The following is a 23,300-nucleotide window of genomic DNA, read 5'->3' as shown; positions in this document are numbered from 1 at the left end:
TTCAAAAGCTTATGACGAGAGACTTTCCGGGCGAATTTGGAGGGTTTCTTCTCGCACGTGCAGAGAAACAGAGAGTGGGGTCCGACTCGTCGTAGATAAAATCATAGACCAATCCGAGGAGACGAAAGGTGGCGTCTGCAAAATCAACAGCAGCTTGCCCCCAGTGGTGAGTACATGAGTAAGACCGCTCCACGAGCCGATAACACCGGTCGAATCCCCGTATTCATCCACAATCATCGCTCAGGAACGCTGAAAACGTTCAGCTACGCAGATGATTGGGCACCATTCTTTGAGGAAGTCGGTCAAAACGGCTTCATTAGTATCCTTGTCGCAGGCGATGGTGACAACATCGAGGCCGGCAACATGAACGTCCTCCAGGGCCACGCGGATAGGGGACAGATAGACACGTCGAGAATACTGTCCAGACACGACGAGGTGGTCAACGAGATGCTCGACAGGGGATACAACCACGAATCTCCCCTGACGTACGAGGACGAGCTACAACTGGGGACAGTGGACGAAGCGTCGAACCTCACGGACCTGGCAGACCGGTGTGACGACTGCCGCGAGCGTATCGATTCGTCGCGATGACTGGGAGTTCTGTCTTCGACCGAGTACTGTAGGCTCGCTGTTTGTTTCGGTGGCAGAGGAAGTACGAGCATGCCTGATTCTTCGTCGAAGGGAGGAGATACGAGCGTCGAACGAGGGTCTGAGAACCGGTGGAAACTGTGGTTGCTGATACAGGCCCCCAGAAGCGTACTCTCCGTGATGGCGCTCGCCGGTCTCTTCTGCGGGCTAATCGCACTCGAAGTACATGGACCGAGCACACTACAGAAATTCCTCTCGGGGGACGAGCTGGCGAGTCTCTTCTCGGCCATCGTCGGCGCAATCATCACCAGTGTAACCCTGATTCTGACGGTGACGCAGCTGGTGATCTCACAGGAAATCGGGTCGCTCAGCGAGCAGAACCGCCGGCTCGAACAACAGAGCGACTTTCGGAACAACGTAGAAGACACCATCGGACTCGAGGTCAGTCCCTCGGAACCGGCCACGTTCTTCCGTGCCCTTCTGGAGGCCACGCTCCAGTGCTGCCGCGAGATCGTCGACCGTGTCGAGCCCGTCACCACGGACGAGGAGGAAGCGGTCGCGGAGTTCGCGAGGGGGGTAGCCGAGCACGGTGAGAAGATACAGGCCGAACTCAAAGGGAGTGAGTTCGGGTCGTTCAGGGTGCTGTCTGCGGTACTCGATTTCAACTACTCGGTCAAGATAAACGAAGCTCGACAGTTACGCTCGACGCACGGGAACCGGTTGGAAAAAGACGTCACGGAGACGATTTCGGACCTCATCGAGACACTTCGGTTCTTCGGGCCCACGAGGGGATTTTTCAAGACGCTTTACTTCCAGTGGGAACTGATAAACGTCTCGCGGGCGATGGTGTATGCCGCGCTTCCCGGTCTGGCCATCGCCGGGTACATGATCGTGGCGTTCGACCCACAGCAGGTCGTCGGGACGGTCGGTGGAATCCAGAGCCTCTACCTGGTGACGAGTGCAGCGTATGCCTTGACACTCGTTCCGTTCGTGCTTCTACTGGCCTACATCGTCCGAATACTCAGTGTCCTCAAACGGACGCTTGCCCCCGGGTCGTTCGTACTCCGGGAGACGAACGAGACCGAAGAGATACTCTGGGCGGAGTGAAGCCACTGCCAGAAGTCACTATTGACGGGCCCAAACCGGTTGGTGGAGTGTCGGCGCGATGTTCCCCTCGAAGTGAATGTCGGCCTCGGCACACGAACAAGCAATTATCACCGACTTGTAGAAATTTCCACACGTTATTTCGTCCGTGGAGCCGTTTCCGACGCTGGACAAAACACGAGATAGAAGTGGTAGGTCGTGAGCCACGAACTCACGCCGACATATGAAAGTCGCCGCGCACGTAACTCCAACTTGTGGCCGACCACGAACACGACACGGCTGACGACGTACCGGCGCACCGTCGAGATGACGCCGCGGACGACGTCGACTACCGCGCACACCCTGACCGATACGAAATTGGGCGCGGTGAGGAGGGAGTGTTCAAGGTGCAGCCGTACAAGTCCGAACTCCTGCCGTTGTGGGGGTACGCAGACCGCGAAACCGCCGAGGAGAGCGGGCAGGCGATCTACCAACGGTTCCGTCAGTACGAGCGCGCCGGCGACTTCGTAGGGATGGACATGGCGCGAAAGTACCTCCAGATGGGCTACACGCGAGCGATGCGGTACGCGAAGTATCCCGGTGGCCGGAAGTACGTCGACGGTGAGGAACGAGAGCCCGTGTACTGGGCCGACTCGGACAAACGCGAGGCTGCACTCGTCTACCAGGCGTACTTGAAGAAAGTGACAGACGACGAAACGTATCAGCGGATGAACGCACGTCACAGAGATCAACGGGGTTGATTGTCGGTAAGAAGTCGGCCTCGGCACTCATAGGGCTCGTCACTACCACGGTGCCACCCGGGTTCAGAGCGGTGCATTCGTCATCGGCCGGGCGGGAGTACACGAGCCGACGGCAAGAGGGTTGTCACTCTCGTCAGCCGGTTCTGTCGTCCTGAGCCGATGCAATCTCGGCCTTTCGTGCCCAGAAACAGATAGAACCCAAACCACTCAATTCGGCCGAGAGAAGATTATTACCGGCTGAATTAGACAGATACGTAACCGTCTCGTTAATACGCTCGGGGATAAAATGTACGATTGTACACGGAATGGGGTTGGGAGAAAACGTCCCTGTGACGACGAGCGAATCGGCTGGCAGTCGGGAAGACCCGATGGCCATGACCGCGTCATTCCGGTGCAGCGCAGATCATGACCGAACGGACAGACACAACCGACGAGCACGACCGAATCCCGAGTGACGACCTGTTCGAGGCACTGGCCGACCGTCATCGACGTGAGGCGCTGTTCCATCTCCGACAGAACCGACTCGCGACGGTGGACGAACTGGCCGTCGTCGCGGCGCAATCGAACGAGAACGCCGAGGAGGTGCGAACAGCCCTCGTCGACGAGCATCTGCCACGACTGGCAGACCTCGGTCTCGTCTCGGTCGACGACGATGAACAGCACGTCGAGCTGATAGCCGACCCCGCGGAGCTGGGCGAGTGGCTCGACCTCGCGTTGAAACTGGAGGTCGGGGTGGACGAGGCCAAGGACGAGACGACAGTCGCCCCCGACGACCCGATCCGGGTGTTGCTGGTCGACGACGCGCCCGACTTCGTCAGTGCAGTCGCCGACCTGCTCGAGCGGGAGCACGACGACCTGGAGGTGGTCACGGCAACGAGTGCGCCGGACGCGTTCACCGTCCTCAAGACCGAAGACGTGGACTGTATCGTCAGCGATTACAAGATGCCCGCCATCGACGGGCTGGAGTTCCTCGACGCCGTCCGTGACGAGTATCCGGACGTCTCCTTCATCATGTTCACCAACAAAGGTAGCGAGTGGGCGGCTGGAGAGGCGCTCGCCATCGGAGTGAACGACTATCTCCAGAAGGAGGCGAACCCCGAAGGATACGAGAAACTCGTCGACTCGATACGGACGGCAGTACGAGGGACACCCTGACACCGGTGGGTGAGTAGCCGTGACGGAGAGTGAGCACGTCAGCGGTGAATCGTCCACGGTGGACGACCGGCTGACCGCTTCATCAGTTCCGACGGCTCGCAACCAGATCCGTGTCCTGCACGTCGACGACGATTCGGACTTCGTCGACACGGTCGCGGTGTTCCTCGAGCGCGGCGACGAAGAGTTCGAGGTGACGACGGCGTACAGCGCCGCTGCCGCGCTCGACATGCTCGACGAGCAGGACGGGTTCGACTGCATCGTCAGTGACTACGAGATGCCCAGGATGGACGGGCTCGACCTTCTCCGTGCCGTTCGCTCGCGATCCTCGATGTTACCGTTCATCCTGTTCACCGGGAAAGGCTCAGAGGAGATCGCTGGAGAGGCCCTCGGTGAGGGGGCGACGCGATACCTTCGAAAGGAGGGAGGGACTGGCCAACTCACCGTCCTCGCGAACGACATCAAAGAAGCCGTCTCGAAGGTCCGAGCGGAAGTGAACTACCGTGAGATATTCACCTCTACCGCGGAGGGTATCCTCATCCTCGACCCTGCGACGGGGCTGGTCGTCGACGCGAACCCGGTCGCCTGTTCGGTTCTGGAACGGGAGTTCGACTCACTCATCGGCCACCGGCTCGGCGAGATGGGTCCGGGAGGAGAACCGTTCACCAGCGAGGCACTCCTCACCTGGCTCGAACAGACCCTGGAGGAGGGAACCCAGCGGTTCGAGTGGCAGCTGGTCGACGGCACCGGAAACCTGCTATGGGTCGATTTACAGCTCAACGAGACGAACCTGGGTGGGAGCGAACGAGTGCTCGCACTCGTCAGAGATATCTCCGACCGGAAGTTCCGGGAAGAGGAGCTGAAACGACGCGAGAACGAACTCGAGCGTGCACGCGAGCGGTATCGCCTGCTCGTCTCGAACGTCGAGGATTACGCCGTCTGCGAACTCGACAGCGAAGGCTACATCATCAACTGGAACGAGACCGCGGCTCGAATCACGGGATTCTCGGAGGAGGAAGCGATCGGGACGCATCTCTCCGTTTTCTACACTGACGAAGATGTCGACAGCGACCTTCCGGAACAGCTACTCAATGAGGCACGACAGACTGGCCGTTCCGAGGACCGGGGCTGGCGAGTCCGTCGAGACGGGTCGCGGTTCTGGGCGGACGTGGTCATCTCTGCGCTGGCGGTCGAGAACGACACTCCTCCCAGCTTCGAGGCGTTGACCCGCGACCTGTCCGGTATCCGTGAACGCGACGAGAGGCTCGCCGTCGTCCAGGACCGGTACGAACAGCTCGTCGAACAGAATCTGGTCGGTATCTACGTCATCACTGGGGACGGTTTCGAGTACGTCAATCCGAGGTTCGTGGAGATCTTCGGCTACGATTCCGAGGCGGCGGTCCTCGACAGGCAGCCCATCGAACTCGTCAGCGAGGAGTACAGGTCGGAGGTCTCAGAGCGCCTCCGACAGCGGCTGGATGGCGAGATCGACGAGATGCAGTACGTCTTCGAGGGGCTGCGTGCCGACGGCGAGACCATCCTCGTCGAGGTCCACGGCAGTGCCATCGTCTACGATGGTGAACCGGCCGTGATGGGCTCGATTATCGACGTGACCGAGCGTGAGGAGCGTCGGGAGGAGCTGCTTCGGTACCAGCGCATCTTCGAGGCGATGGGCGACGGCGTCTACAAGCTCGACCGGGAGGGCTGCATCACGGACTGTAACAGCGCAGCTGAAGCGATAACCGGCTACCGGCGGGACGAACTGATCGGTAAGCACGTTTCGCTCGTTCTGACGGACGAGGACATCGAGATGTGTGAGCAGGGTATCGTAGAGCTGCTGCGTTCCAACGGGGAGCGAGTCAAACGGTACGAGATTCAGGTGAAACGGCCAGACGGGGAGCGTATCCCCTGCGACCTCAACATGACCGTCCTTCCGGTCGGCCCGCACGGCGAGATGCGGGGGACCGTCGGCGTCCTACGCGACATCTCTGCCCGGAAGGAGCGTGAACGCCGGTACGAGGCTATCTTCAACCAGACCTACCAGTTCACTGGCCTGCTCGACACGGATGGGACGCTTCGTGAAGCGAACCAGACAGCCCTCGAGTTCGGTGGGCTCGACCGCGAAGACGTCGTCGGGAAGCCGATGTGGGAGACCGGGTGGTTCGCTCAGGACGAACAGACCAGGCAGACGTTGATGGACATGGTAGACCGTGCGGCGGGTGGCGAGTTCGTCCGATGCGAACTGGAGGTCCACGGTCCCGACAGGCTCGCGATAACGGACTTCTCAATCAAACCGGTCACCGACGAGAACGACGAGGTCGTCCTGCTCATCCCGGAGGCCCGCAACATCACCGACCGGGTCCGGATCGAGCGCGAACTTCGTGAGAGCAGGCGCAAGTTCTCGACGCTCCTGTCGAACCTTCCGGGGATGGCTTACCGCTGTGCGAACGACAGGGAGTGGTCGATGGAGTTCGTCAGCGAGGGTTGTGTCAGGCTGACGGGTTACGACCGCCACGAACTCGAGTCCAGCGACGTGCGGTTCGGGTCGGATATCATGCATCCAGACGACCGCGAGATGGTCTGGGACAGCGTGCAGACGGCCATCGAGGACCGTGAACCGTTCGAGATTACGTACCGTATCTTGACGAAAGACGGAGAGACTCGCTGGATGTGGGAGAAAGGAGAGGCCATCTTCGACGGCGACGAGGTCGAAGCGCTCGAGGGCTTCATCTCGGACATCACCGACCGCCGTCGGATGGAGGAGGAACTTCGTGCGGGTGAGTGGTCGCTCAGAGAGCTCACCGACGAGGCCTCGCGGGTCGACCGGACCTTCGAGGAGAAACTGCCGCGCATCCTGCGCATCGGCTGTGACCGGCTCGGGATGCAACACGGTCACCTGACCCGGGTAACCGAGGAGCAGGACCTGCGCGAGATAATCGCGGCTAGCGACCCGCTTCCGAACCTGAGCGAGGGAGATACGGCATCGCTCTCGGAGACACGCTGTGCACGGACCGTCCAGTCGAAGGGGCTCTACTGCGTCGAAGACACCGGAGACGAGGACGGCGAGTTCCGCTCGTACGTCGGGGCACCGGTGCTCGTCCACGGCGACGTCTACGGAACTCTCTGCTTCGTCGACCCCGGCCCCCACGGACCGTTCACCGATGCACAGCGGACGTTCGTCACGCTGATGGCGCAGTGGATTCGCTTCGAACTCGAACGCGACGAGTACGAGCGCCAGCTCGAACGGGAGAACGAGCGGCTCGAGGACTTCGCGAGCATCGTCAGCCACGACCTGCGTAACCCCCTCGACGTCATCGCCATCTCGCTCGAACTCGTCCGCGAGGACGGAAAGCCCGACCGGCTCGACGCAATCGGACGGGCGACCGACCGGATGAACGAACTCATCGACGACCTGCTGACGATGACGCGGCAGGGGAAGGTCGTGGGCGAGACGAGTCCCGTCGACATCGGAGACGTCGCGCGGCAGGCGTGGACCAACGTGGATACCAGGGGTGCGACGCTTGCCGTCGACGACGAGCTCGGCGTCATCGCCGCCGACGAACCGCGCCTCCTGCAGGTCTTCGAGAACCTGTTCCGCAACGCTGTCGAACACGGTTCGACAAGCCCACAACAAGTTGAGGACGCTGTCGAACACGGTTCGACAAGCCCACAACAAGTTGAGGACGCTGTCGAACACGGTTCGACAAGCCCACAACAAGTTGAGGACGCTGTCGAACACGGTTCGACAAGCCCACAGCAGACCAGAGACCCCGACGAGTACGACTCTGCGAACGCTCGACGGACCGAAGACGACCCGGAATCGGCCACCGACCCACTGATGGTCCGGGTCGGCAGCCTCGACAGCCAGGGATTCTTCGTCGAGGACGACGGTCCAGGAATCTCGAAGTCGGAGCGAGAGAAGGTGTTCGACCACGGCTACACGACGACGCAGAGCGGGACCGGTTTCGGCCTCTCCATCGTGGACGACATCTGTGAGGCCCACCGGTGGCAGATACGGGTGACGGACAGCGAGTCCGGCGGCGCTCGCTTCGAAGTGACCGAGATGCCGCCTCCGTCGGTGAGCGACGTCCGCGAGGCGTCCGAAGACGTCGAGGAGGCTCGCGAAGCGTCCGACGAGGACCGCGGGACGTCCGAAGTATCCGACGACCGACCGTAACTTCGGCGAGGACCACCCCTGACTGGGCCAGGTGTATCGCTTTTCCTGTCCGAACCCCTACTCCGGCACGTGACGCGAATCGTCTGTTACGGCGGTAAAGGCGGTGTCGGGAAGACGACGCTCTCGGCGGCGACGGGTCTCGCACTCGCCCGACGCGGCGACCGGGTGCTGGTCGTCTCGACGGACCCGGCCCACTCGCTGGGTGATTCGTTCGACACACAGCTCGGTGGGGAGCCGACCGAACTCGCCGAGGGTTGCTGGGGCGTCGAGGTATCGCCCGAGGACGGACAGGAGGCCTACCGACGGGTCGCGGAGGCACTGGTCGCCGACTTCCGAGACGCCGGGCTCCGAGTCGACGCCGAGACGCTCGACGACCTGTTCGCTGCCGGCGTAGTGCCCGGCGGTGACGAGGTCGCCGCACTGGAGTGCATCGCCCGGTTCGCCACGAGCGGCGAGTGGGACGTCATCGTCCTCGACACCGCCCCGACCGGGCACACGTTGCGCCTGCTCGACCTTCCCGAGGTCCTCTCGAACGCACTCGGTGCCGCGGGGGAGGTGCAGGGGCAGGTCAGACGACTGGTCGACTCCGCCCGCAGTGCGATGTTCGGACCCGTCGCGTTCTTCGGCAGGAGTCGGGACGAACCCGACCCGGTCACCGAGTTGCGGGAACGGCTCGACACGGTCGGAAACCTCCTGCGCGACCCCGAGCGGACCGAGTTCCGTCCCGTCCTGATTCCGGAAGCGATGGCTATCGCGGAGACTGAACGGCTCGTCGTTGAACTGGAGGACGCAGGGATGCCCGTCGGCCCACTCGTGGTCAATCGTGTCCTCGAGTCCATCGACGAGAGCTGCGCCCGGTGCTCGACCCGCAAGGCGTTGCACGAGGACCGACTCGACACGGTTCGCGAGGCGTTCCCCGGACGCACGGTCGTGACGCTTCCGGCACTCGACGGCGAAGCGCAAGGTATCGACGCGCTGGATGCACTCGCAACGCGGCTCGACCCCGTACTCGAGTGATTCGGCGTTCGCGGAGAGAAGTCGCTCTCAAGCGAACGACGACGGGTCGATGAAGTCGGACGGGTCCCGCTCGCGGAAACAGCCCTCCGACTCGACGCTCACGGTCCGGTCGCGGCTGCAGTCGAAGGCGGTCAGTCGGTTCCCGTAGACGCAGCCGGTGTCGAGCCCGATGGCGTGTTCGCCGATCAGCGCCGACGAGAAGACCCGGTGGCCGAAGCAGACGCGGTGTGGACCGTTGTACAGCTCCCACCAGTACGGTCGACCTTCGCCCGAGCCTGCGAGCGACCCCGTCTCCATCAGGTCCTGTGGCACGTGCGAGGCGAGCGGTTTTCGCGGGTCGATTCCGCCGTGGACGACGAGCACGTCGTCCCAGGAGAGCGCGACCGGGAGCGAGGCGAGCCACTGGCGGTGGCAGTCGTCGAGGTCGGGCGTGTCGGCGGTCCCGTCGAGAACCTTCTGTTCGTTGTTTCCCCTCACCGACAGCATGTTCGGTGCCTCGCGCACCACGTCGACAACACCGGCGCTGTCCGGTCCGCGTGTGACGAGGTCGCCGACGAAGACGTGGAGGTCCCGCTCGTCCGAGCCGAGTTCGGCGAGCAGGGCGTCGAGTGTCTCGCGGCAGCCGTGGACGTCGCCGATCACGTAGACGTCGCGCCAGTCCTCGCGACTGATGCGCCGGTGCTGGCGGGAGACGGCGTCGCCGAAGCGGGGCGGGGTCATCGCTCGATAGTATGCCGGGGAGCTACAGAAAGGTTCGTACCTGACTGGTGCGGGTGCCGAGTATCACCCGTCCAGAAGCCGTCAAATTTCGGTCGCGGATAGTGTCAGGGGTGGCGGACGATGTGGACGTCGTACTGCGGGTCCTCGGACAGCGGCGAACCGACGCTGGTCAGCGGACTGGCGACCCGGCCGGCGTTCTCACTCCCGACGAACAGTATCTCCGCGCTCTCCTCGTTCGCGACCTCGCGGATGCGCCGGACCACGTCGAGCGTGACCGACGCCACGGGGTCGACGTTCTCGATGAGCTCACACCGGAACTCGGCGTTCGGTGCGTCGTCGTGGACGCGCTGTCTGAGCTTTCGCTCGATAACGCCCACGTCGAACGTATCCTCGTCCTCGAGCCAGCCGCGTTCGGTCGCGTACTCGGGGTCGTCCGGTATCAGCGTGAGGACGACGAGGTCCGCGTCGGAGTAGTCTGCGAACTCCCGTGCGCGACGGAGCGCGGCGGTCGAGAGGCTGGAGCCATCGTAGGGAACCAGGAGTGACATACTCCTATTATATCACTCTGCGATGATGAATCTATCTCCCGTGGTGAGACCGCCCGAATGGAACGGCCATCGGGCCGACGATAGCCACTCGACGAACAGCCAGCAAGCACTCAGATTCCCGTCGGCACGTCGAAGAACGTCGTCTTCAGGTCCTCGTCCCACTCCGTCTCCATCCACTGCTGCAGGTTCCGCACGCCGAACGTCTCGGTCGCGTAGTGGCCTGCCAGCACCACCGTCAGTTCGGCTTCGCGTGCCTCGTGGTACGTCTTCTGCTTTCCTTCGCCGATAACCAGCGCGTCGACGCCCTTCTCGTGCGCCTCGTCGACGTAGCCGGAGCCGTCCCCGGTCGCGATGGCCACGTCCTCTATCTCGTCGGGGCCGTGGTCGAGCACCTGGATGGGCTGGCCGTCGGTCGACAGGGCACCGGCGAGTGTCTCGCGCAGTTCCGCCGCAGTGGTCGACTCCGCGAGCCGCCCGCGCAGGCCGACGTGCTCCGGGCCGATCTCGCCGAAGCCCTCGCGCCAGTCGAGCTCCAGCAGGTCGGCGATGCCCGCCGCGTTGCCCAGCTCCGGGTGCGAGTCCAGCGGCAGGTGAGCCGCGTAGAGCGCCATGTCGTTCTCGATGAGCGGTGCGACCCGCTTGTAGTGCCGGCCAGTTATCCGCTCGATGCCGCCCCACGAGATGCCGTGGTGGACGACGACGGCGTCGGCGTCCCACTCGGCGGCGAGGTCGAACGTCTGTGCCACGCCGTCGGTACAGAAGGCGACGCGCTCGACCGAGCCGCGCTCGGGGCCGACCTGCAGGCCGTTCGGGCTGGCGTCGAGGTCTGCGAAGTCGTCGGTGCGAAGCTCCTCGTCGAGCCGGTCGCAGAAGGCGCGCAGTTGCATGGTCGACCTGTCGGCCGCCGGCGGCTTGTACGCGGCGGTTCGGGCAGTGCGCCGGTTCGCCCAGTGACACGAACCCTCAGTGCTGTGGTTGGGGAGTCATCAGTCGCCGGCGAGTAGGTCGAACTACCCGTCCCCGCGACGGGAGAGCGGTCGAACCGAGGTGACATACGCTATGGGTAAATTCCGCAAGGCGATGTACGCATGGCGTCGAATGCCCCGACGGTTCCGACGGCGTATCAAGTCCAAACTACGGCGTCTGACGAGGCGAGTGACGTAGCGCACCCGTCGGTCGCGAACACACAGAACGCGACCAGGTCGCGTGACGTGATGCACGTCATCCGCATCGCGTAACTCGCCCGCCGCTCGTTCTCTGAGAGACCGACTCCGTAGCGACGGCGCTGTTTTCGTTACCGGTACAGGACGCTCTGGCGTGCGCTGAGCCACGCTCGAGTCTCGAGAGAGTTTGCCCTCACGGGAGATGAAGGATCGGAGCGAGTGAACCGGTTTGAGAGGGAGTGGGACGATTCCCACTTGCACCGGGATCCCTACGCCTGACGGCAGAGGAAGACGTCAACCTTCGTGACGTACGATCAGTCGCCGCACCCCCTGCCGCCTTCCAGCTGGGGAGCAGTGCCTATCTCCTTGTTCTCACCTGTACAATCGCTCTCTGTATTACCCGAACACGCCATGTTCGGGTTACAATACGTGACGGTATATCCGTCGCTAGCCTCGTTTTCCACTCCGACGATTCCATCGCGGTCGTAGCACTCCTGATCATAGACCTGTTCCTTCGAACCATCTCTATAGACGATAGTTGCGAGATTGCAGTTCGGCAGGTCTCCGATGCAGACTGAAGTACAGCCACAGAAATTGACGACGTCGGTTGTCGGATCCAGGAACTTTGGGCCCTGGTTCTGACTCTTCCCCGGGTTTGCACTGACAGCACCCGTCAGGGCAATACTGCCAACTGCGGCGCCACTGGCTTTTTTCAAGATGTTTCGCCGGTTTATCTGGGACGAACTGGTGTCTTCGGTCATTTTGTCCTCCAGTTTATACAATCTGATAGAATGGCCTTTGTTATTCGTCATATACATTCAGTATGGGGCTTCCTCATTCGATTTGGAACGTTTTTTGTTCGATTATCGAGAACTTATCCTGGTCGAATACTGTCACTCCCAGGAACGAACTGAAGTGACTGGGTACACGTCCGGACGGGGGCCTCTCCGGTCAGTTCGACCGACCAGAGATTGACTGAAATTTTCACTTTGTGGGGGACAGTCGTGGGATTCAAGTCGAGTTCGTCGGCGAGCCGTTTCGGACGGGGCTGGCAACTCTACTGCCGACGTAATTACAGAATAGTTCGCAGTGTCCGCTGGAACGGCCGGCAGTATTCCTGACAGACGACCTGGAAGCGAGAGAGGCAGCAACAGACCTCGATGTGGAACTGCACGGCCCGATCGGACTCATCGTGCTCGCGAACTCTCGCGGGATCCACGACAAGACGGGTGCAGTCGAGCGACTGCGGTCACTTCAGACGGAACCGAGTCTGTTCGTCACGGAGGCAGTGGTCGAACGTAGAATTGCCCTGCTCGAAGACTGTTCGTGTGAATCGAGCACCGGCTTCACTCCGACGCCGCAGAATCCGCGAACACGAACTCCCGCAACAGCTTCCCGCCGAGCGACGCGGCCTGTCCGTCGTCGCGGTCGTTGACCTCCACGACGTCGAAGCCGGTCACCTGCCCGGCGTCTCCGACTGCTCGAACCACGTCGCGCATCTCGCGCGAGGTCAGCCCGAACGGCTCCATCGTGCCGGTTCCGGGCGCGAACGCGGGGTCGGCGCCGTCGATGTCGACGGAGAGGTAGACGTCGCGGTCGCCGAAGTCGGGCGTCCACTCGGCAACGTCCTCGACCGGAACCACGGTCACGTCGTCCTCCGCGGCACGGTCCCACTCCGCTTCCGAGCCGGTCCGCGCGCCCAGAATCACGGCCTCGTCGGCGATGTCGAGGACGTGGCGGGTCACGGTCGCGTGGCTCAGCTCGTTGCCGTCGTACTCGCTCCGGAGGTCGAGGTGGGCGTCGAGGCAGACGAAGACGTCGGGCTCGACGGCCCGGACGTTCGCCAGCGTGACGGTGTGCTCGCCGCCGAGGACGAGCGGGACGGCGTCGTCCCAGACGACGTCGGTGCAGACGCCCCGGAGGTAGTCGAGATACTCACCGGCGTCGTCCCACGCCCGGACGTCGCCGTGGTCGGCGACGGCGAGTTCGGAGAAGTGCTGTCCGCTCCGCTGGTCGTAGTCGTCGAAGGTTTCGGAGAAGTGCCGGATGCGGTCCGGACCGAACCGCGTGCCCGGCTGAAAGGTCGTCGAGACGTCGAGTGGAGCCCCGACGACCACGTAGTCGGCATCGGCGCGGTCGGCGATGGCTCCAGGGAACATCGGCCTCAGACGATCTTGCGCTGGGCCTCGAGTTCGAGGTACTCGAGCTCGTCGTCGGGCGAGACGTCGAGGTCCGCCGGGATGGACATCGAGAACGTCTCGTAGGTCTCCAGGTCCATGACCTGGGCGACGGTGTCGGACTCGACGGAGACGACCTGCCCCTGCTTCCGCTCGATGATCGGGACCCAGCACTTCGCGTCGACGGGCTGGGACATCGAGCGCTTCTTGCCGTCGAAGACACCGACTGCCTCGACGCGAGCCTTCGCGCTGCCGTGCTTGCCCGGCTTCGCGGTGGAGTAGTGGTTGATCTTACACGCGGCGTCGTCGATCATCACGTAGCTGCCCTCCTGAAGGTCACGGACCTCCTTCTGCTCTTTAGCCATATCCCGGCGTTCTTTCCGCGGGGGTATAAACCGTTTGGAACCGCGCGAGGGCTGGCGAGTACGGCGCTTCGCGGTGTTCACTGTCGGGTGCCCGTCGACCCTGTGTCGCACCGGGCCGGCCCCGCTGCCACCACGTATCAATACTAGTATATGTTCTCGCCGGTCGTCTCTCCTGCCATGAGTACCGTCATGCCGGCATCCGAGAAGCGCACAGTCGCGAAGATCTACTACGCCGACGAACAGCCAGTTCAGGTCGACGCCGCCTTCGTCATCGAGGGCTGGGACTGGGTCGTCGGCTTCGACCAGTGCATGACCGACGAGTACGACTACGTCTCGATCCCCGTCGACCGCGTCATCGGCGTCATGTCGCCGACGTACTCGCAGTTCTCGCACAACGGCCGTCGCGTGACGGCCTACGGAATCGACGACGTCGAGGTCGAGGAGTTCCTGCACCTCCTCCCGCTCTGAGTTCGGTACGCGGAACGATAGCACACTGCTGAAACGTTTTTCAGGAAACCATCACCTTGTTCGAGCGAGAGACTTCACACGATGGCCTCCCTCCGCGGTACCGTCCGCCGGTACTACGCCTACCACTGCACGAACGCCTACGGGTTCTACCTGCCCGTCAGCGTGCTCTACCTGCTGGAGGTCCACGGCTTCGGTCTGGCCGAGATCGGCGCAATCAAGGCGACCTTCTCGTTCGCGCTCGTCGCCGCCGAGATTCCGACCGGTTACCTCGGTGACCGGCTCGGCCGCCGCGCCAGCCTCGCGCTGGGGAACGCGCTCTCCGCCCTCTCGCTGGCCGCGTACGTCTTCCTCGACTCGCCGGTCGAGTATATGCTCCTCAATGTGGTCTGGGCGACGGGCTGGGCCTTCCGCTCGGGGACCGGCGATGCCTGGCTGTACGAGCTGCTCGCGAGCCACGGCGAGCCGGGCGAGTTCTCCCGCGTCAGGGGGCGGGCGAGTACCGCCCTGCTGGCGACCTCCGCCGTGACGGCTCTCGCAGCCGGCTTTCTCGCGACGGTCGACTGGGCGATTCCGTTCTTCGCGAACGCGGCCCTGGCGACGCTCGGGGTTCCCCTGCTCGCGACGCTCCCGCGAGTCGATTCGTCGTCGGTGGACGAGGAGCTCGACGGGCGTGAGGCTCCCAGCGAGGAGACCTTCGGCGTCGGCGATGCGGTCAGAACCCTCCGACTCCAGCTCGGTCGACCCGAGGTCCGCTGGCTGGTCGTCTTCGCGGCCCTGTTCGCCGGCCTGTACGGCATCACGCGGACCTTCGAACAGCCCGCCGCGGCCGCCGTCGGGGTCCCGCTTCCCGCCTTCGGCGTACTGTACGCCTGCTTCAAGGTCGTCTCGGCGACCACGGCCACCACGACCGGCTGGGTCCACGACCGACTCGGAACGTCGGGCGTGTTCCTCGCGACGATGGCCGTGCTCGCCAGCGTCTACGCCAGCGCACTGCTCGTACCGGTACTCGTCGTCCCCCTGTTGTTCGTCAACCGCGCCGGAAAGACGCTGCTCGACCCCGTCCGCAACCAGTACCTGAACGACCGGCTGGGGGACGTGGGTAGGGCGACGGTGCTTTCGGGGGCGTCGATGGTCCTCTCGGTCGTCTCCGGAGCGGCCTCACTCGGCGGCGGCTGGCTCGCGGAGGCACTGGGGCCCGTGCAGGCCATCGGCGTCGCCGGCGTCGGAGCAATGCTCGCCGCGGGAGTGCTCTGGGTCGCCGTCTCGCCCGTTCGAGAGGAATCCAGTGCTGGCGGCCGGAGCGAGGGCATCGCGTCGGGGACCGACTGACGTGGGGACCGATTGACGCGAGAACCGACGAACGAGACCAACCGCGACGAGCCGAAAGAATCGGGGCCGGTCTGGTCGGTTTCGACCTCAGTTCTCTGCTGATTCGACTACCCGTGCTACACGTTCGAGCCCCTCCTCGAGTTCGTCAGTTGGCAGCCCGAAACCGATGCGCCAGTACTGGTCGTACCCGAAGAGGTCACCCGGCGCGAGGACGACGCTCTCCTGCTCGACCACGGCGGTACAGAACTCGCGGCCGTCGACGAATCCGTCCGGCACCGAGATGAAGCCGTTGACGCCGATCGGGTCGAACCAGTCGAGGTCGTGCGCCTCGACGAACTCGCGGACGATATCCCGGTTCGACTCGGCGAGTTCGCGGTTCTCCGTGAGAATCTCGTCCTCGCGCTCGCCCAGCGCCTGCCGGGCGACGTGCTGGCCGAAGATGGGCGGCGAGATGGTCGTGTAGTCCTTCCACTCGACGGCGTCCTGCACCACGTCCTCCGGGCCGGCTATCCAGCCGAACCGCAGGCCGGCCAGGCCGTACGCTTTCGTCAGGCTGGTCGTCGAGATGCCGTACTCACCCATGCTCGCGACCGGTGGAATGGGTTCGTCGGCGAGCAGTCGGTACACCTCGTCGCAGAGCAGGTAGGCGTCGTTCTCGGCCGCGAGGTCGTACAGCTCGCGGACCTTTTCTTCGCTGTGATACCGCCCCGTCGGGTTGTTCGGGTTGTTGAGCACGACGAGCCTCGTCTCCTCGCGCATCGCCTCGGCGACGGCGTCGACGTCGAGCCGCCAGTCGCCCTCGGTGAGCGAGACGCGAGTCACGTCCCCGACCGCGTCCGGAACCGCGTGGAGCGCCTGGTAGGTCGGCGTGACGACGACGACGTGATCGTCCTCGGAGAGGAGCGAGAGGAAGACCAGCAGGTTCGCCTCCTGCGTCCCGCAGGTGAAGCAGACCTCGTTCTCGCCGCGGCCGTATCGCTCGGCGACCTCGGCGCGGAACTCGGGGTCGCCGTCGGTCGGGATGACGTAGTTCAGCTCGCCGGGGTCGGTATCGAAGTCCGACGATGCGAGCGGACGGATGCCCGACTCCGCGAGCATGATGTCGGCGCCGTGTTCGTGCTTGCCGAACCAGCGCTCCAGTCCGAACTGCTCGATGTACATGGGCCGAGTGGGTGTGGCGGGGGCAAAAGTGCCGTGAAACCGGCTATCGGTCGTCTGTGTCTCGAAGTCTGTTCTTTCAGTCGTCGCCGGCCTCAGGGCTGCAGAGCAGTTCACGAATCACGACGGAATCGAGAGACCGCCGCCGCACAGCCTCGCACAGCCTCGCACCACTGCTCACGGGCCACTTTGTGGCCCGTTCGCCGCGAGGCGGCGACGCCGCCTCGCTCTCCTCCCCAGCCGATTCGCTCCACTCGGCTTCACCTCGTTCCGCTCATCCCTCGCACGATATCGGCTCGCGGACTCACTGGCGTTCGTCACGCTTGCCAGCGCGCGCCACGGCGAAAATTCGGAATCGGAGACCCCCGCCTACCGCTCTCCCCGTCGCTCCCGGAGGTTCTGCCGCGTGAACTGCGGCTGGGCACGGATGCCCTTCTTCTCGCGGAACGACCACCAGAGCCGGATGCCGGCGAGGAGGCCGACGAACGCCGTGACCCCGGCGGCGTACGGCGATGCGCCCTGGTAGAGATACGCGGTCGAGAGGATGGAGAAGGACAGGACGAAGCCGTAGATGAGCCGTTTGGCGAGCCGGTCGATGATGCCCGCAGAGTCCTGAAACTCGACCTGCAACGTGAGGTTGCCGCGCTGGGCTCGGTCGAGCGTCTGCTCCAGCTTGGGGGGGACGCGCAGGGCAGACTGGGCCGACTCCCACGCCTGGTCGCGGCTCTGTTCGAGGAACTGCTTGATGGACTCCTCGCGGTAGCCCTGCTCGGTCAGGTAGTCCGTCGCCGTCTCGATGAAGTCGAAGTTCGGGTCGAGCGTGACGCAGACGCCCTCGACGACGGTGGCGACCCGGAGGACGAGCGCGAGGTTCGCCGGCAGTCGGAACGGGAACTCGTAGATGGAGTCCTCTATCTGGCCGACGATCTGGTTCACGCGGTACTGCTCGATGTCGTCGCCGCGGGCGTCCGCGATGGCGAGCTCCATCACCTCGCCCATCACCTGCCGGTCCGCCGTCGGCGAGAGCGTCCCGATGGCGATGAGCGAATCGAGGATGCCGTCGATATCCTGGTTGGCGACGGCGATGTAGAACTCGACGATCTTCTCCTGGACGAACGAGTCGACGCGGCCGGACATCCCGAAGTCGTAGAAGACGATGGAGCCATCGTCCTGCACCGCGAGGTTGCCCGGGTGCGGGTCGGCGTGGAAGACGCCGTCCTGGATGATCATCTTGAGGTACGACCGCTGGAGCGTCTCCGCGACCTCGCTCAGGTCGACTCCTTTCTCGGCGAGCTCGTCGACTCTGTTTATCTTCGTGCCGGAGACGTACTCCATCGTCAGCACGCGCTCGCTCGAGTAGGGCGAGAGCACGTTCGGGATGACGATGCGCTCCTCGTCGGCGAAGTTCTCGCGTATCTCGGTGAGCATCCGCGCCTCGCGCCGGTAGTCCATCTCCTCGCGGATGGTCTTCGCGAACTCGTCGGCGAGGTTCTCGAGCGAGAACGCCCGAGCTTCGCCGACGAAGTACAGGAGGATGGGAAGCGACCACCGGATGACGGTGAGGTCGGCGTTCACGAGCGGTTCGATGCCTGGTCTGCGGACCTTCACGGCGACCTGTCGGCCGTCGACCGACGCGAGGTAGACTTGACCGAGGCTCGCGCCGCTGATGGGCTCGGTATCGAACTCGTCGAAGACCGCGTCGACCGGACCCAGCTCCGCCTCGACGACCTGTTCGGCCTCGTCCCACCCGGCGGCAGGCACGTCGTCCTGGAGCGAGGACAGTACGTCGATGTACTCCGCCGGGAGGATGTCCGGCCGCGTCGACAGCAGCTGGCCGAGCTTGATGAACGTCGGCCCCAGCGTCAGGAGCGACTCCAGCAGGCGCTCTGCGCGGGCGACTCTCGTCTCGGTGTCGACCTGCCGCCGGGCACCGAACAGCAGGAACCGGTGGCGGTCGCGGGCGTAGGCGAGCAACAGCGGAAGGAACTGGCGAGCGACGACGAAGAAGCGCCAGTAGGCGCGCGAGTTGACCAGCGTCACCACCCGGTCTTACTCGGCGTCCGTTATCTCGATTCGCGTCTCCTCCCCGATGCCCCGTTTGGGCAGGCGGAGTTCGAGCACGCCACGGTCGACCGTCGCCGTGGCCTCCTCTGCGGTGGCGTCCGGCGGGAGCGGTAGCTCCGCGTCGAGGAACATCGAGCGCTCCTCGCGGTCGTAGTGGAACTCGGGCGGCACGTCCTTCTCGCGACGCGCTTCGAGCCGGAGCCGACCGTTCTTCACGTGGATGTCGAGGGTATCCCTCGAGACGCCCGGGAGGTCGACGACGAGGAGGTAGGCGTCGTCCGATTCCAGGAGGTCGGCGAACACGGCGTCGGGCAAGTCCCGCAACGCGTCTCGCAGCGCTGACATAGTTGACCGTTGGGAGCGCGGGGCGAAAAAGGCCGCGGATACGGAACCTCCTCAGAGCAGGAAGACGCCGAGGGCCAGTCCGCCGAGTCCGATGAGTAGCGGGACCAGCCCTCGTTTCATCAGCCGCCGAACCGTCCCCTCCTCGGTCGTGTCGGAGACGAGGAACGGCGGGTCGAGCAGACGGCCGACGAGCGTGCCCAGCGGGCCGGTTCGCTGACGCTCCGGCGCGCCGACGATGGCGTACAGCCGGGAGCCGAACTCGCGGTCCGGGTCGGGACGGGCGTAGCCGTAAACGTGGACCTGCTCGCCCACGTCGAGGCGCTTCTCGACGTACCGACGGTCGTTCCCCGACTTCAGCTCGAACAGTTTGAGGTCGAGGGTCCGGTTCTCGTCGTCGACGTCCTCGTTCACGTCGATGAACTCCTGGATTGTGGCCGTCGGCGCCGTCCCGCCGTCCACCCTGATGCGGTCGGATTCGGCGAGCGAGAACCGTGCACCCGTCGGGTCGACGAGCACCTGTCCGGAGTCGTCCCCGACGCGGAACGGCCGTCGCCAGGTTCCCTCGTCGATGGTCGCCCAGTGGCTGTTCTTCCCGCTCGACCTGTACTCCTCGACCTGCCAGTGACAGACCAAGCACTCCGAGTCGGTGAACGGGGACCGAACGGTCTCCTCGTGAATCTGGGCGGTCCCCTCTATCTCGAACAGTCCGCCGTTCCGGGCCTCGTACGCCTGCTTCGGTTCGTTCCGGCGGACGACGTACGCGGTCCGGAACTGGAGGAGGGAGTAGGCGATGAACGCCAGCGCGACCAGCCCGAAGACGAGCGAGACGGCCCCGAAACCGACGAGGAGGGGGAAGGAGGACCCAACAATCATACGAGTAAGTCCGTATAACCGACATGTAATGGTTCCGTGTCTCGTGGCGACGCGACGCTGTGCGAGGAGCACCAGTACGTGTCCGCGGGTCACCGGTGCGTGCTCGGGGCCCCAGTGCGGGAGCTCACCGGTGGACCGCACGTTTTTGGCCGTGGCGCGGGGAGTAGACCCATGGACGAGCGCAGGAAGGAGTCCGGGTTCAAAGACCGGACCCGGGTCGACGACGCGCGTGTCGCCCTCCGCGAACGGGTCACACAGGTCGACCGGACCGAGACGATTCCGGTCGCGGACGCCGACGCGCGGACGCTGGGGGAACCGGTCGCATCGGAGCGGAACGTCCCGAACTACCCGAAGGCGGCGATGGACGGTTTCGCGGTTCGTGCCGCGGACACGTTCGGGGCGAGCGACCGCTCGCCGGAACTGCTCCGGGTGAACGAGGACGGGAAAGAACCGATGCCCGGTGAGGCGGTTCGGGTGCACACCGGAAGCGCCCTCCCCGACGGGACGGACGCCGTGGTCATGATCGAACACGCCGAGCGGTTCGGCGACGAACTCGAGGTCTTCGACGCGGTCGCGGAGGGGGAGAACGTCGCGCCAGTGGGTGAGGACGTCCGCGAGGGACAGCACCTCTACGACCCGGGCCATCGGCTCCGCCCGTCCGACCTCGGCTTGCTCCGCTCCGTCGGCATCGAATCGGTGTCGGTCGTCGACCCGCCTCGAGTCGCCGTGATTCCGACCGGCGAGGAGCTGGTCGGCCCGGGCGAGGAACCCGAACCGGGCGAGGTGGTCGACACGAACTCGCTGACCGTCTCGCGGCTCGTCGAGCGCTGGGGTGGCGAGGCGACGAGCCACGACGTGGTGACCGACGACGAGGCGGCGCTCCGCGACGCTATCGAAGCCGCGTGCGAGAAGTTCGACGTGGTCACGACGACCGGCGGCTCCTCCGTGGGCGAGCGAGACCTCGTCCCCGAGGTCGTCGACGACCTGGGCGAGGTGTTCGTCCACGGCGTCGCGCTGAAACCGGGCCATCCGGTCGCGCTCGGCGTCGTCGACGAGACGCCGGTCGTGATGCTCCCGGGTTATCCCGTCGCCTGCATCGTCAACTCGATGCAGTTCCTCCGACACGCCGTGAAGTGGACCGGTGGGATGCCGGTCGACTCGCCGCCGACGAGCCCGGCGCTACTCGACCGGAAGATACCGAGCGAGCCCGGCGTCAGGACGTACGCCAGAGTGCGGTTCGAGAGCAGGGACGGCCAGCGGACCGCGGTTCCAGTCCGAACCGGCGGCTCTGGCGTCCTCTCCTCGGTCGCACTCGCGGACGGCTGGGTCGAGGTACGCGAGGGGATAGAGGGCGTACCGGAAGGAGACCTCGTCGCGGTTCAGCACTGGGAGTGGTCGGCATGAGGAAGGAGTTCCGCGACCTCGCCGACCCCGAGGACGCCCACGACGCCATCGACGGCCTCGACCTCGAACCCGACGCGGAGACCGTCCCGCTCGAAGACGCCCGTGGTCGCGTCCTCGCCGAGCGGATAGACGCGACCATCGACGTCCCCGGCTTCGACCGGGCCACCCTCGACGGCTACGCGGTCCGCGCGAAGGACACCTTCGGCGCGGACGAGGCCGACCCGGCGATACTCGACCTCGCGGGCGAGGTCCACGCCGGCGAGGAGCCCGACGTGAAAGTCGGCGTCGGCGAGTGCGTCGAGATATCGACCGGGGCCGTCATGCCGGACGGTGCCGACGCGATGGTGATGGTGGAAGAGACCGACGAGGTCGACGAGGCGGACGGTGCGGTCACGCCGAAGGTCGCCATCAGGAGGGCGGTCGCTCCCGGCGATAACGTGATGTTCGCGGGGTCCGACGTGGCCGCCGGCGAGCGCGCACTCGGCCCCGGAACGCGACTCACGCCTCGCGAGGTCGGTCTCCTCTCGGCGCTCGGCGTCGACGAGGTGCCCGTTCGCGGAAGACCGACCGTCGGCATCGTCTCGACCGGCGACGAGCTCGTCCGCCCCGGCGGCGACCTCCACTCGGAACGCGGCCAGATATACGACGTGAACAGCTACACGGTCGCGACCGGGGTCGAGGATGCAGGCGGCGTCCCGAAACTGTACCCGCACGTGGGCGACGACTACGAGGAGATGGCTCGCATCCTCGTCGAGGCGGCCGAGGAGTGCGACCTCGTGCTCTCGTCCGGGAGTACGAGCGCGAGCGCGGTCGACGTCATCTACGAGGTCATCGAAGAGCGCGGCGACCTCCTCCTCCACGGCGTCGCCGTCAAGCCCGGAAAGCCGATGCTCGTCGGCGAACTCGGCGACTCCGCCTACGTCGGCCTGCCGGGCTATCCCGTCTCCGCACTCACCATCTTCCGGACGTTCGTCGCCCCGGCCATCCGCCGGGCGGCTGGTCTCCCCGAACCCCGGACCGCCACCGTCGAGGGGCGGCTCGCTCGTCGCGAACGGTACAGCGAGGGCCGGATGCGGCTGATGCCGGTCGGACTCGTGGAGGACGGTGGGGGCGACCTACTCGTCTACCCGGTCGACAAGGGCTCCGGTGCGACCACCAGCCTCGTCGAAGCGGACGGCGTGGTCGAGGTCGCCGCGGATACGGAGTACATCGACGAGGGCGAGTCGGTGAGCGTCCAGCTGTTCTCGCCCGACGTCCGCCCGCCGACCGTCTTCGGGGTCGGTGAGGACGACCCGTTGCTCTCACGGCTGCTCGACCGGGTCCAGGGGCCCAGGTACCTCTCGGTCGGCAGCCGACAGGGCCTTCGCCGGATGCGCTCTGGCGTCCCCGACTTCGCGGTCGTCGCGGGTCCGCAGGACCGGGAGACGGACGCCCAGCCCGTCGCCTCCTGGACGCGCGAGTGGGGGCTCGTCGTCCCGGACGGTAACCCCGAGGACGTCGACGGGCTCGCGGACCTCGCGGACCGCGACCTCCGGTTCGTCAACCGGACGACCGACTCCGGGCTCCGGACCAGCCTCGGGAACGCCGTCGCGGAACTGGCCGCGGAACGCGGCGAGGACCGACACGACGTCGTCTCGGCCATCGAGGGTTTCGAGGTCGGCCTCCGGGCGCACGAGAGTCCCGCGCGGAAGGTGCTCGCCGGTCGAGCGGATGCCGGCCTCGGACTGCGGACGACCGCCGACCTGCTGGGCATTGACTTCGTCTCGCTCGGCCACGAGACGGTGCAGGTGCTCGCGAACCCGGAGCGAGTGGAGAAATCGGGAATGTGCGCGTTCGAGGCAGTGCTGGACGACGTGGACCGCGAGCTCGACGAACTGTCGGGCTACAGTGTCGAGTAAGAGCGTATCG

At 64.9% G+C, this 23,300-nt stretch carries 21 protein-coding genes; 11 read left to right on the top strand and 10 right to left on the bottom strand.

Translation table 11 applies throughout. The annotated features are described in order from the left end of the window. Positions 1-174: 174 nt before the first annotated feature. The 6 genes from ACSC1Y_RS06225 to ACSC1Y_RS06200 all read left to right on the top strand — a co-directional run bounded on the left by ACSC1Y_RS06225 (position 175) and on the right by ACSC1Y_RS06200 (position 8,778). Positions 175-591, top strand: a complete 417-nt coding sequence (locus ACSC1Y_RS06225; protein ID WP_435333828.1) for a hypothetical protein — start codon at positions 175-177, stop codon at positions 589-591. A gap of 69 nt (positions 592-660) precedes the next feature. Continuing rightward, positions 661-1,695, top strand: coding sequence for a DUF7972 family membrane protein (locus tag ACSC1Y_RS06220; protein ID WP_435333827.1), 1,035 nt, complete (start codon positions 661-663; stop codon positions 1,693-1,695). A 251-nt stretch (positions 1,696-1,946) separates the two neighbouring features. Further along, entirely contained in the window at positions 1,947-2,432 is a 486-nt protein-coding gene (locus tag ACSC1Y_RS06215) for a DUF4385 family protein (RefSeq protein WP_435333826.1), read from the top strand. Between the two features lie 405 nt (positions 2,433-2,837). Then, the gene (locus ACSC1Y_RS06210) at positions 2,838-3,587 is read left to right on the top strand and encodes a response regulator (RefSeq protein WP_435333825.1); all 750 of its coding nucleotides are present in this window, start codon (positions 2,838-2,840) and stop codon (positions 3,585-3,587) included. A gap of 19 nt (positions 3,588-3,606) precedes the next feature. Continuing rightward, positions 3,607-7,761 (top strand): sensor histidine kinase, encoded by a 4,155-nt coding sequence (locus ACSC1Y_RS06205; RefSeq protein ID WP_435333824.1) that lies wholly within the window; start codon positions 3,607-3,609, stop codon positions 7,759-7,761. 69 nt (positions 7,762-7,830) lie between these two features. Beyond that, entirely contained in the window at positions 7,831-8,778 is a 948-nt protein-coding gene (locus ACSC1Y_RS06200; RefSeq protein ID WP_435333823.1) for an ArsA family ATPase, read from the top strand. 27 nt (positions 8,779-8,805) lie between these two features. Here the strand turns inward: ACSC1Y_RS06200 and ACSC1Y_RS06195 are convergent, their stop codons facing one another. The 4 genes from ACSC1Y_RS06195 to ACSC1Y_RS06180 form a co-directional block, all read right to left on the bottom strand. Then, positions 8,806-9,498, bottom strand: coding sequence for a metallophosphoesterase family protein (locus tag ACSC1Y_RS06195; protein ID WP_435333822.1), 693 nt, complete (start codon positions 9,496-9,498; stop codon positions 8,806-8,808). A gap of 104 nt (positions 9,499-9,602) precedes the next feature. Next, entirely contained in the window at positions 9,603-10,046 is a 444-nt protein-coding gene (locus ACSC1Y_RS06190) for a universal stress protein (protein WP_435333821.1), read from the bottom strand. Between the two features lie 110 nt (positions 10,047-10,156). Next, positions 10,157-10,933 carry a Nif3-like dinuclear metal center hexameric protein gene (locus ACSC1Y_RS06185; RefSeq protein ID WP_435333820.1) on the bottom strand — a complete coding sequence of 259 codons (777 nt, stop codon included), beginning with the start codon at positions 10,931-10,933 and terminating at the stop codon, positions 10,157-10,159. A gap of 590 nt (positions 10,934-11,523) precedes the next feature. Next, positions 11,524-11,970: a hypothetical protein gene (locus ACSC1Y_RS06180; RefSeq protein ID WP_435333819.1), complete on the bottom strand. Its 447-nt coding sequence runs from the start codon at positions 11,968-11,970 to the stop codon at positions 11,524-11,526. A gap of 335 nt (positions 11,971-12,305) precedes the next feature. Between ACSC1Y_RS06180 and ACSC1Y_RS16155 the strand changes: the two genes are divergently transcribed. Then, the gene (locus tag ACSC1Y_RS16155) at positions 12,306-12,644 is read left to right on the top strand and encodes a PIN domain-containing protein (protein WP_492772534.1); all 339 of its coding nucleotides are present in this window, start codon (positions 12,306-12,308) and stop codon (positions 12,642-12,644) included. On the opposite strand, the gene speB is transcribed toward ACSC1Y_RS16155, so the two are convergent. Continuing rightward, positions 12,556-13,368, bottom strand: coding sequence for an agmatinase (gene speB / locus ACSC1Y_RS06175; protein ID WP_435333818.1), 813 nt, complete (start codon positions 13,366-13,368; stop codon positions 12,556-12,558). The two genes, ACSC1Y_RS16155 and speB, sit on opposite strands and share 89 nt — an antisense overlap. A 5-nt stretch (positions 13,369-13,373) precedes the next feature. After that, a complete protein-coding gene (locus tag ACSC1Y_RS06170; RefSeq protein WP_435333817.1) occupies positions 13,374-13,751 on the bottom strand; it encodes a translation initiation factor IF-5A in 378 nt (125 codons plus the stop codon). Between the two features lie 177 nt (positions 13,752-13,928). Here ACSC1Y_RS06170 and ACSC1Y_RS06165 point away from each other — a divergent pair, with 177 nt between their 5' ends. Then, complete coding sequence (locus ACSC1Y_RS06165; protein WP_435333816.1) at positions 13,929-14,219, top strand: hypothetical protein; 291 nt, start codon at positions 13,929-13,931, stop codon at positions 14,217-14,219. 81 nt (positions 14,220-14,300) lie between these two features. After that, a complete protein-coding gene (locus ACSC1Y_RS06160) occupies positions 14,301-15,548 on the top strand; it encodes an MFS transporter (RefSeq protein WP_435333815.1) in 1,248 nt (415 codons plus the stop codon). Between the two features lie 87 nt (positions 15,549-15,635). On the opposite strand, the gene ACSC1Y_RS06155 is transcribed toward ACSC1Y_RS06160, so the two are convergent. The 4 genes from ACSC1Y_RS06155 to ACSC1Y_RS06140 form a co-directional block, all read right to left on the bottom strand. Beyond that, positions 15,636-16,709, bottom strand: coding sequence for an aminotransferase class I/II-fold pyridoxal phosphate-dependent enzyme (locus ACSC1Y_RS06155; RefSeq protein ID WP_435333814.1), 1,074 nt, complete (start codon positions 16,707-16,709; stop codon positions 15,636-15,638). Between the two features lie 366 nt (positions 16,710-17,075). After that, positions 17,076-18,749 (bottom strand): ABC1 kinase family protein, encoded by a 1,674-nt coding sequence (locus ACSC1Y_RS06150; RefSeq protein WP_435333813.1) that lies wholly within the window; start codon positions 18,747-18,749, stop codon positions 17,076-17,078. Between the two features lie 6 nt (positions 18,750-18,755). Then, the gene (locus ACSC1Y_RS06145; protein ID WP_435333812.1) at positions 18,756-19,115 is read right to left on the bottom strand and encodes an Hsp20/alpha crystallin family protein; all 360 of its coding nucleotides are present in this window, start codon (positions 19,113-19,115) and stop codon (positions 18,756-18,758) included. A gap of 51 nt (positions 19,116-19,166) precedes the next feature. Then, positions 19,167-19,988, bottom strand: coding sequence for a GIDE domain-containing protein (locus tag ACSC1Y_RS06140; protein WP_435333811.1), 822 nt, complete (start codon positions 19,986-19,988; stop codon positions 19,167-19,169). Positions 19,989-20,159: 171 nt separating this feature from the next. Between ACSC1Y_RS06140 and ACSC1Y_RS06135 the strand changes: the two genes are divergently transcribed. Then, a complete protein-coding gene (locus ACSC1Y_RS06135; RefSeq protein WP_435333810.1) occupies positions 20,160-21,392 on the top strand; it encodes a molybdopterin molybdotransferase MoeA in 1,233 nt (410 codons plus the stop codon). Further along, on the top strand, positions 21,389-23,290 hold the full coding sequence (locus ACSC1Y_RS06130) for a molybdopterin biosynthesis protein (protein WP_435333809.1): 1,902 nt from the start codon (positions 21,389-21,391) through the stop codon (positions 23,288-23,290). Before ACSC1Y_RS06135 ends, ACSC1Y_RS06130 begins: the two co-directional genes overlap by 4 nt. The last annotated feature ends 10 nt before the right edge of the window (positions 23,291-23,300 follow it).

It is taken from the genome of Haloarchaeobius lipolyticus (assembly GCF_051208015.1).
Classification (GTDB): domain Archaea; phylum Halobacteriota; class Halobacteria; order Halobacteriales; family Natrialbaceae; genus Haloarchaeobius.
The sequence above is the reverse complement of the archived record's forward strand: the minus strand, read 5'-3'. Positions and strand labels throughout refer to the sequence as shown.

Coding starts and splice junctions, on each gene's coding strand:
- ACSC1Y_RS06225 (WP_435333828.1), top strand. CDS start 175: ATGAGTAAGACCGCTCCACGAGCCGATAACACCGGTCGAATCCCCGTA.
- ACSC1Y_RS06220 (WP_435333827.1), top strand. CDS start 661: ATGCCTGATTCTTCGTCGAAGGGAGGAGATACGAGCGTCGAACGAGGG.
- ACSC1Y_RS06210 (WP_435333825.1), top strand. CDS start 2,838: ATGACCGAACGGACAGACACAACCGACGAGCACGACCGAATCCCGAGT.
- ACSC1Y_RS06195 (WP_435333822.1), bottom strand. CDS start 9,498: ATGACCCCGCCCCGCTTCGGCGACGCCGTCTCCCGCCAGCACCGGCGC.
- ACSC1Y_RS06190 (WP_435333821.1), bottom strand. CDS start 10,046: ATGTCACTCCTGGTTCCCTACGATGGCTCCAGCCTCTCGACCGCCGCG.
- ACSC1Y_RS06185 (WP_435333820.1), bottom strand. CDS start 10,933: ATGCAACTGCGCGCCTTCTGCGACCGGCTCGACGAGGAGCTTCGCACC.
- ACSC1Y_RS06180 (WP_435333819.1), bottom strand. CDS start 11,970: ATGACCGAAGACACCAGTTCGTCCCAGATAAACCGGCGAAACATCTTG.
- speB (WP_435333818.1), bottom strand. CDS start 13,368: ATGTTCCCTGGAGCCATCGCCGACCGCGCCGATGCCGACTACGTGGTC.
- ACSC1Y_RS06170 (WP_435333817.1), bottom strand. CDS start 13,751: ATGGCTAAAGAGCAGAAGGAGGTCCGTGACCTTCAGGAGGGCAGCTAC.
- ACSC1Y_RS06165 (WP_435333816.1), top strand. CDS start 13,929: ATGAGTACCGTCATGCCGGCATCCGAGAAGCGCACAGTCGCGAAGATC.
- ACSC1Y_RS06160 (WP_435333815.1), top strand. CDS start 14,301: ATGGCCTCCCTCCGCGGTACCGTCCGCCGGTACTACGCCTACCACTGC.
- ACSC1Y_RS06155 (WP_435333814.1), bottom strand. CDS start 16,709: ATGTACATCGAGCAGTTCGGACTGGAGCGCTGGTTCGGCAAGCACGAA.
- ACSC1Y_RS06145 (WP_435333812.1), bottom strand. CDS start 19,115: ATGTCAGCGCTGCGAGACGCGTTGCGGGACTTGCCCGACGCCGTGTTC.
- ACSC1Y_RS06140 (WP_435333811.1), bottom strand. CDS start 19,988: ATGATTGTTGGGTCCTCCTTCCCCCTCCTCGTCGGTTTCGGGGCCGTC.
- ACSC1Y_RS06135 (WP_435333810.1), top strand. CDS start 20,160: ATGGACGAGCGCAGGAAGGAGTCCGGGTTCAAAGACCGGACCCGGGTC.
- ACSC1Y_RS06130 (WP_435333809.1), top strand. CDS start 21,389: ATGAGGAAGGAGTTCCGCGACCTCGCCGACCCCGAGGACGCCCACGAC.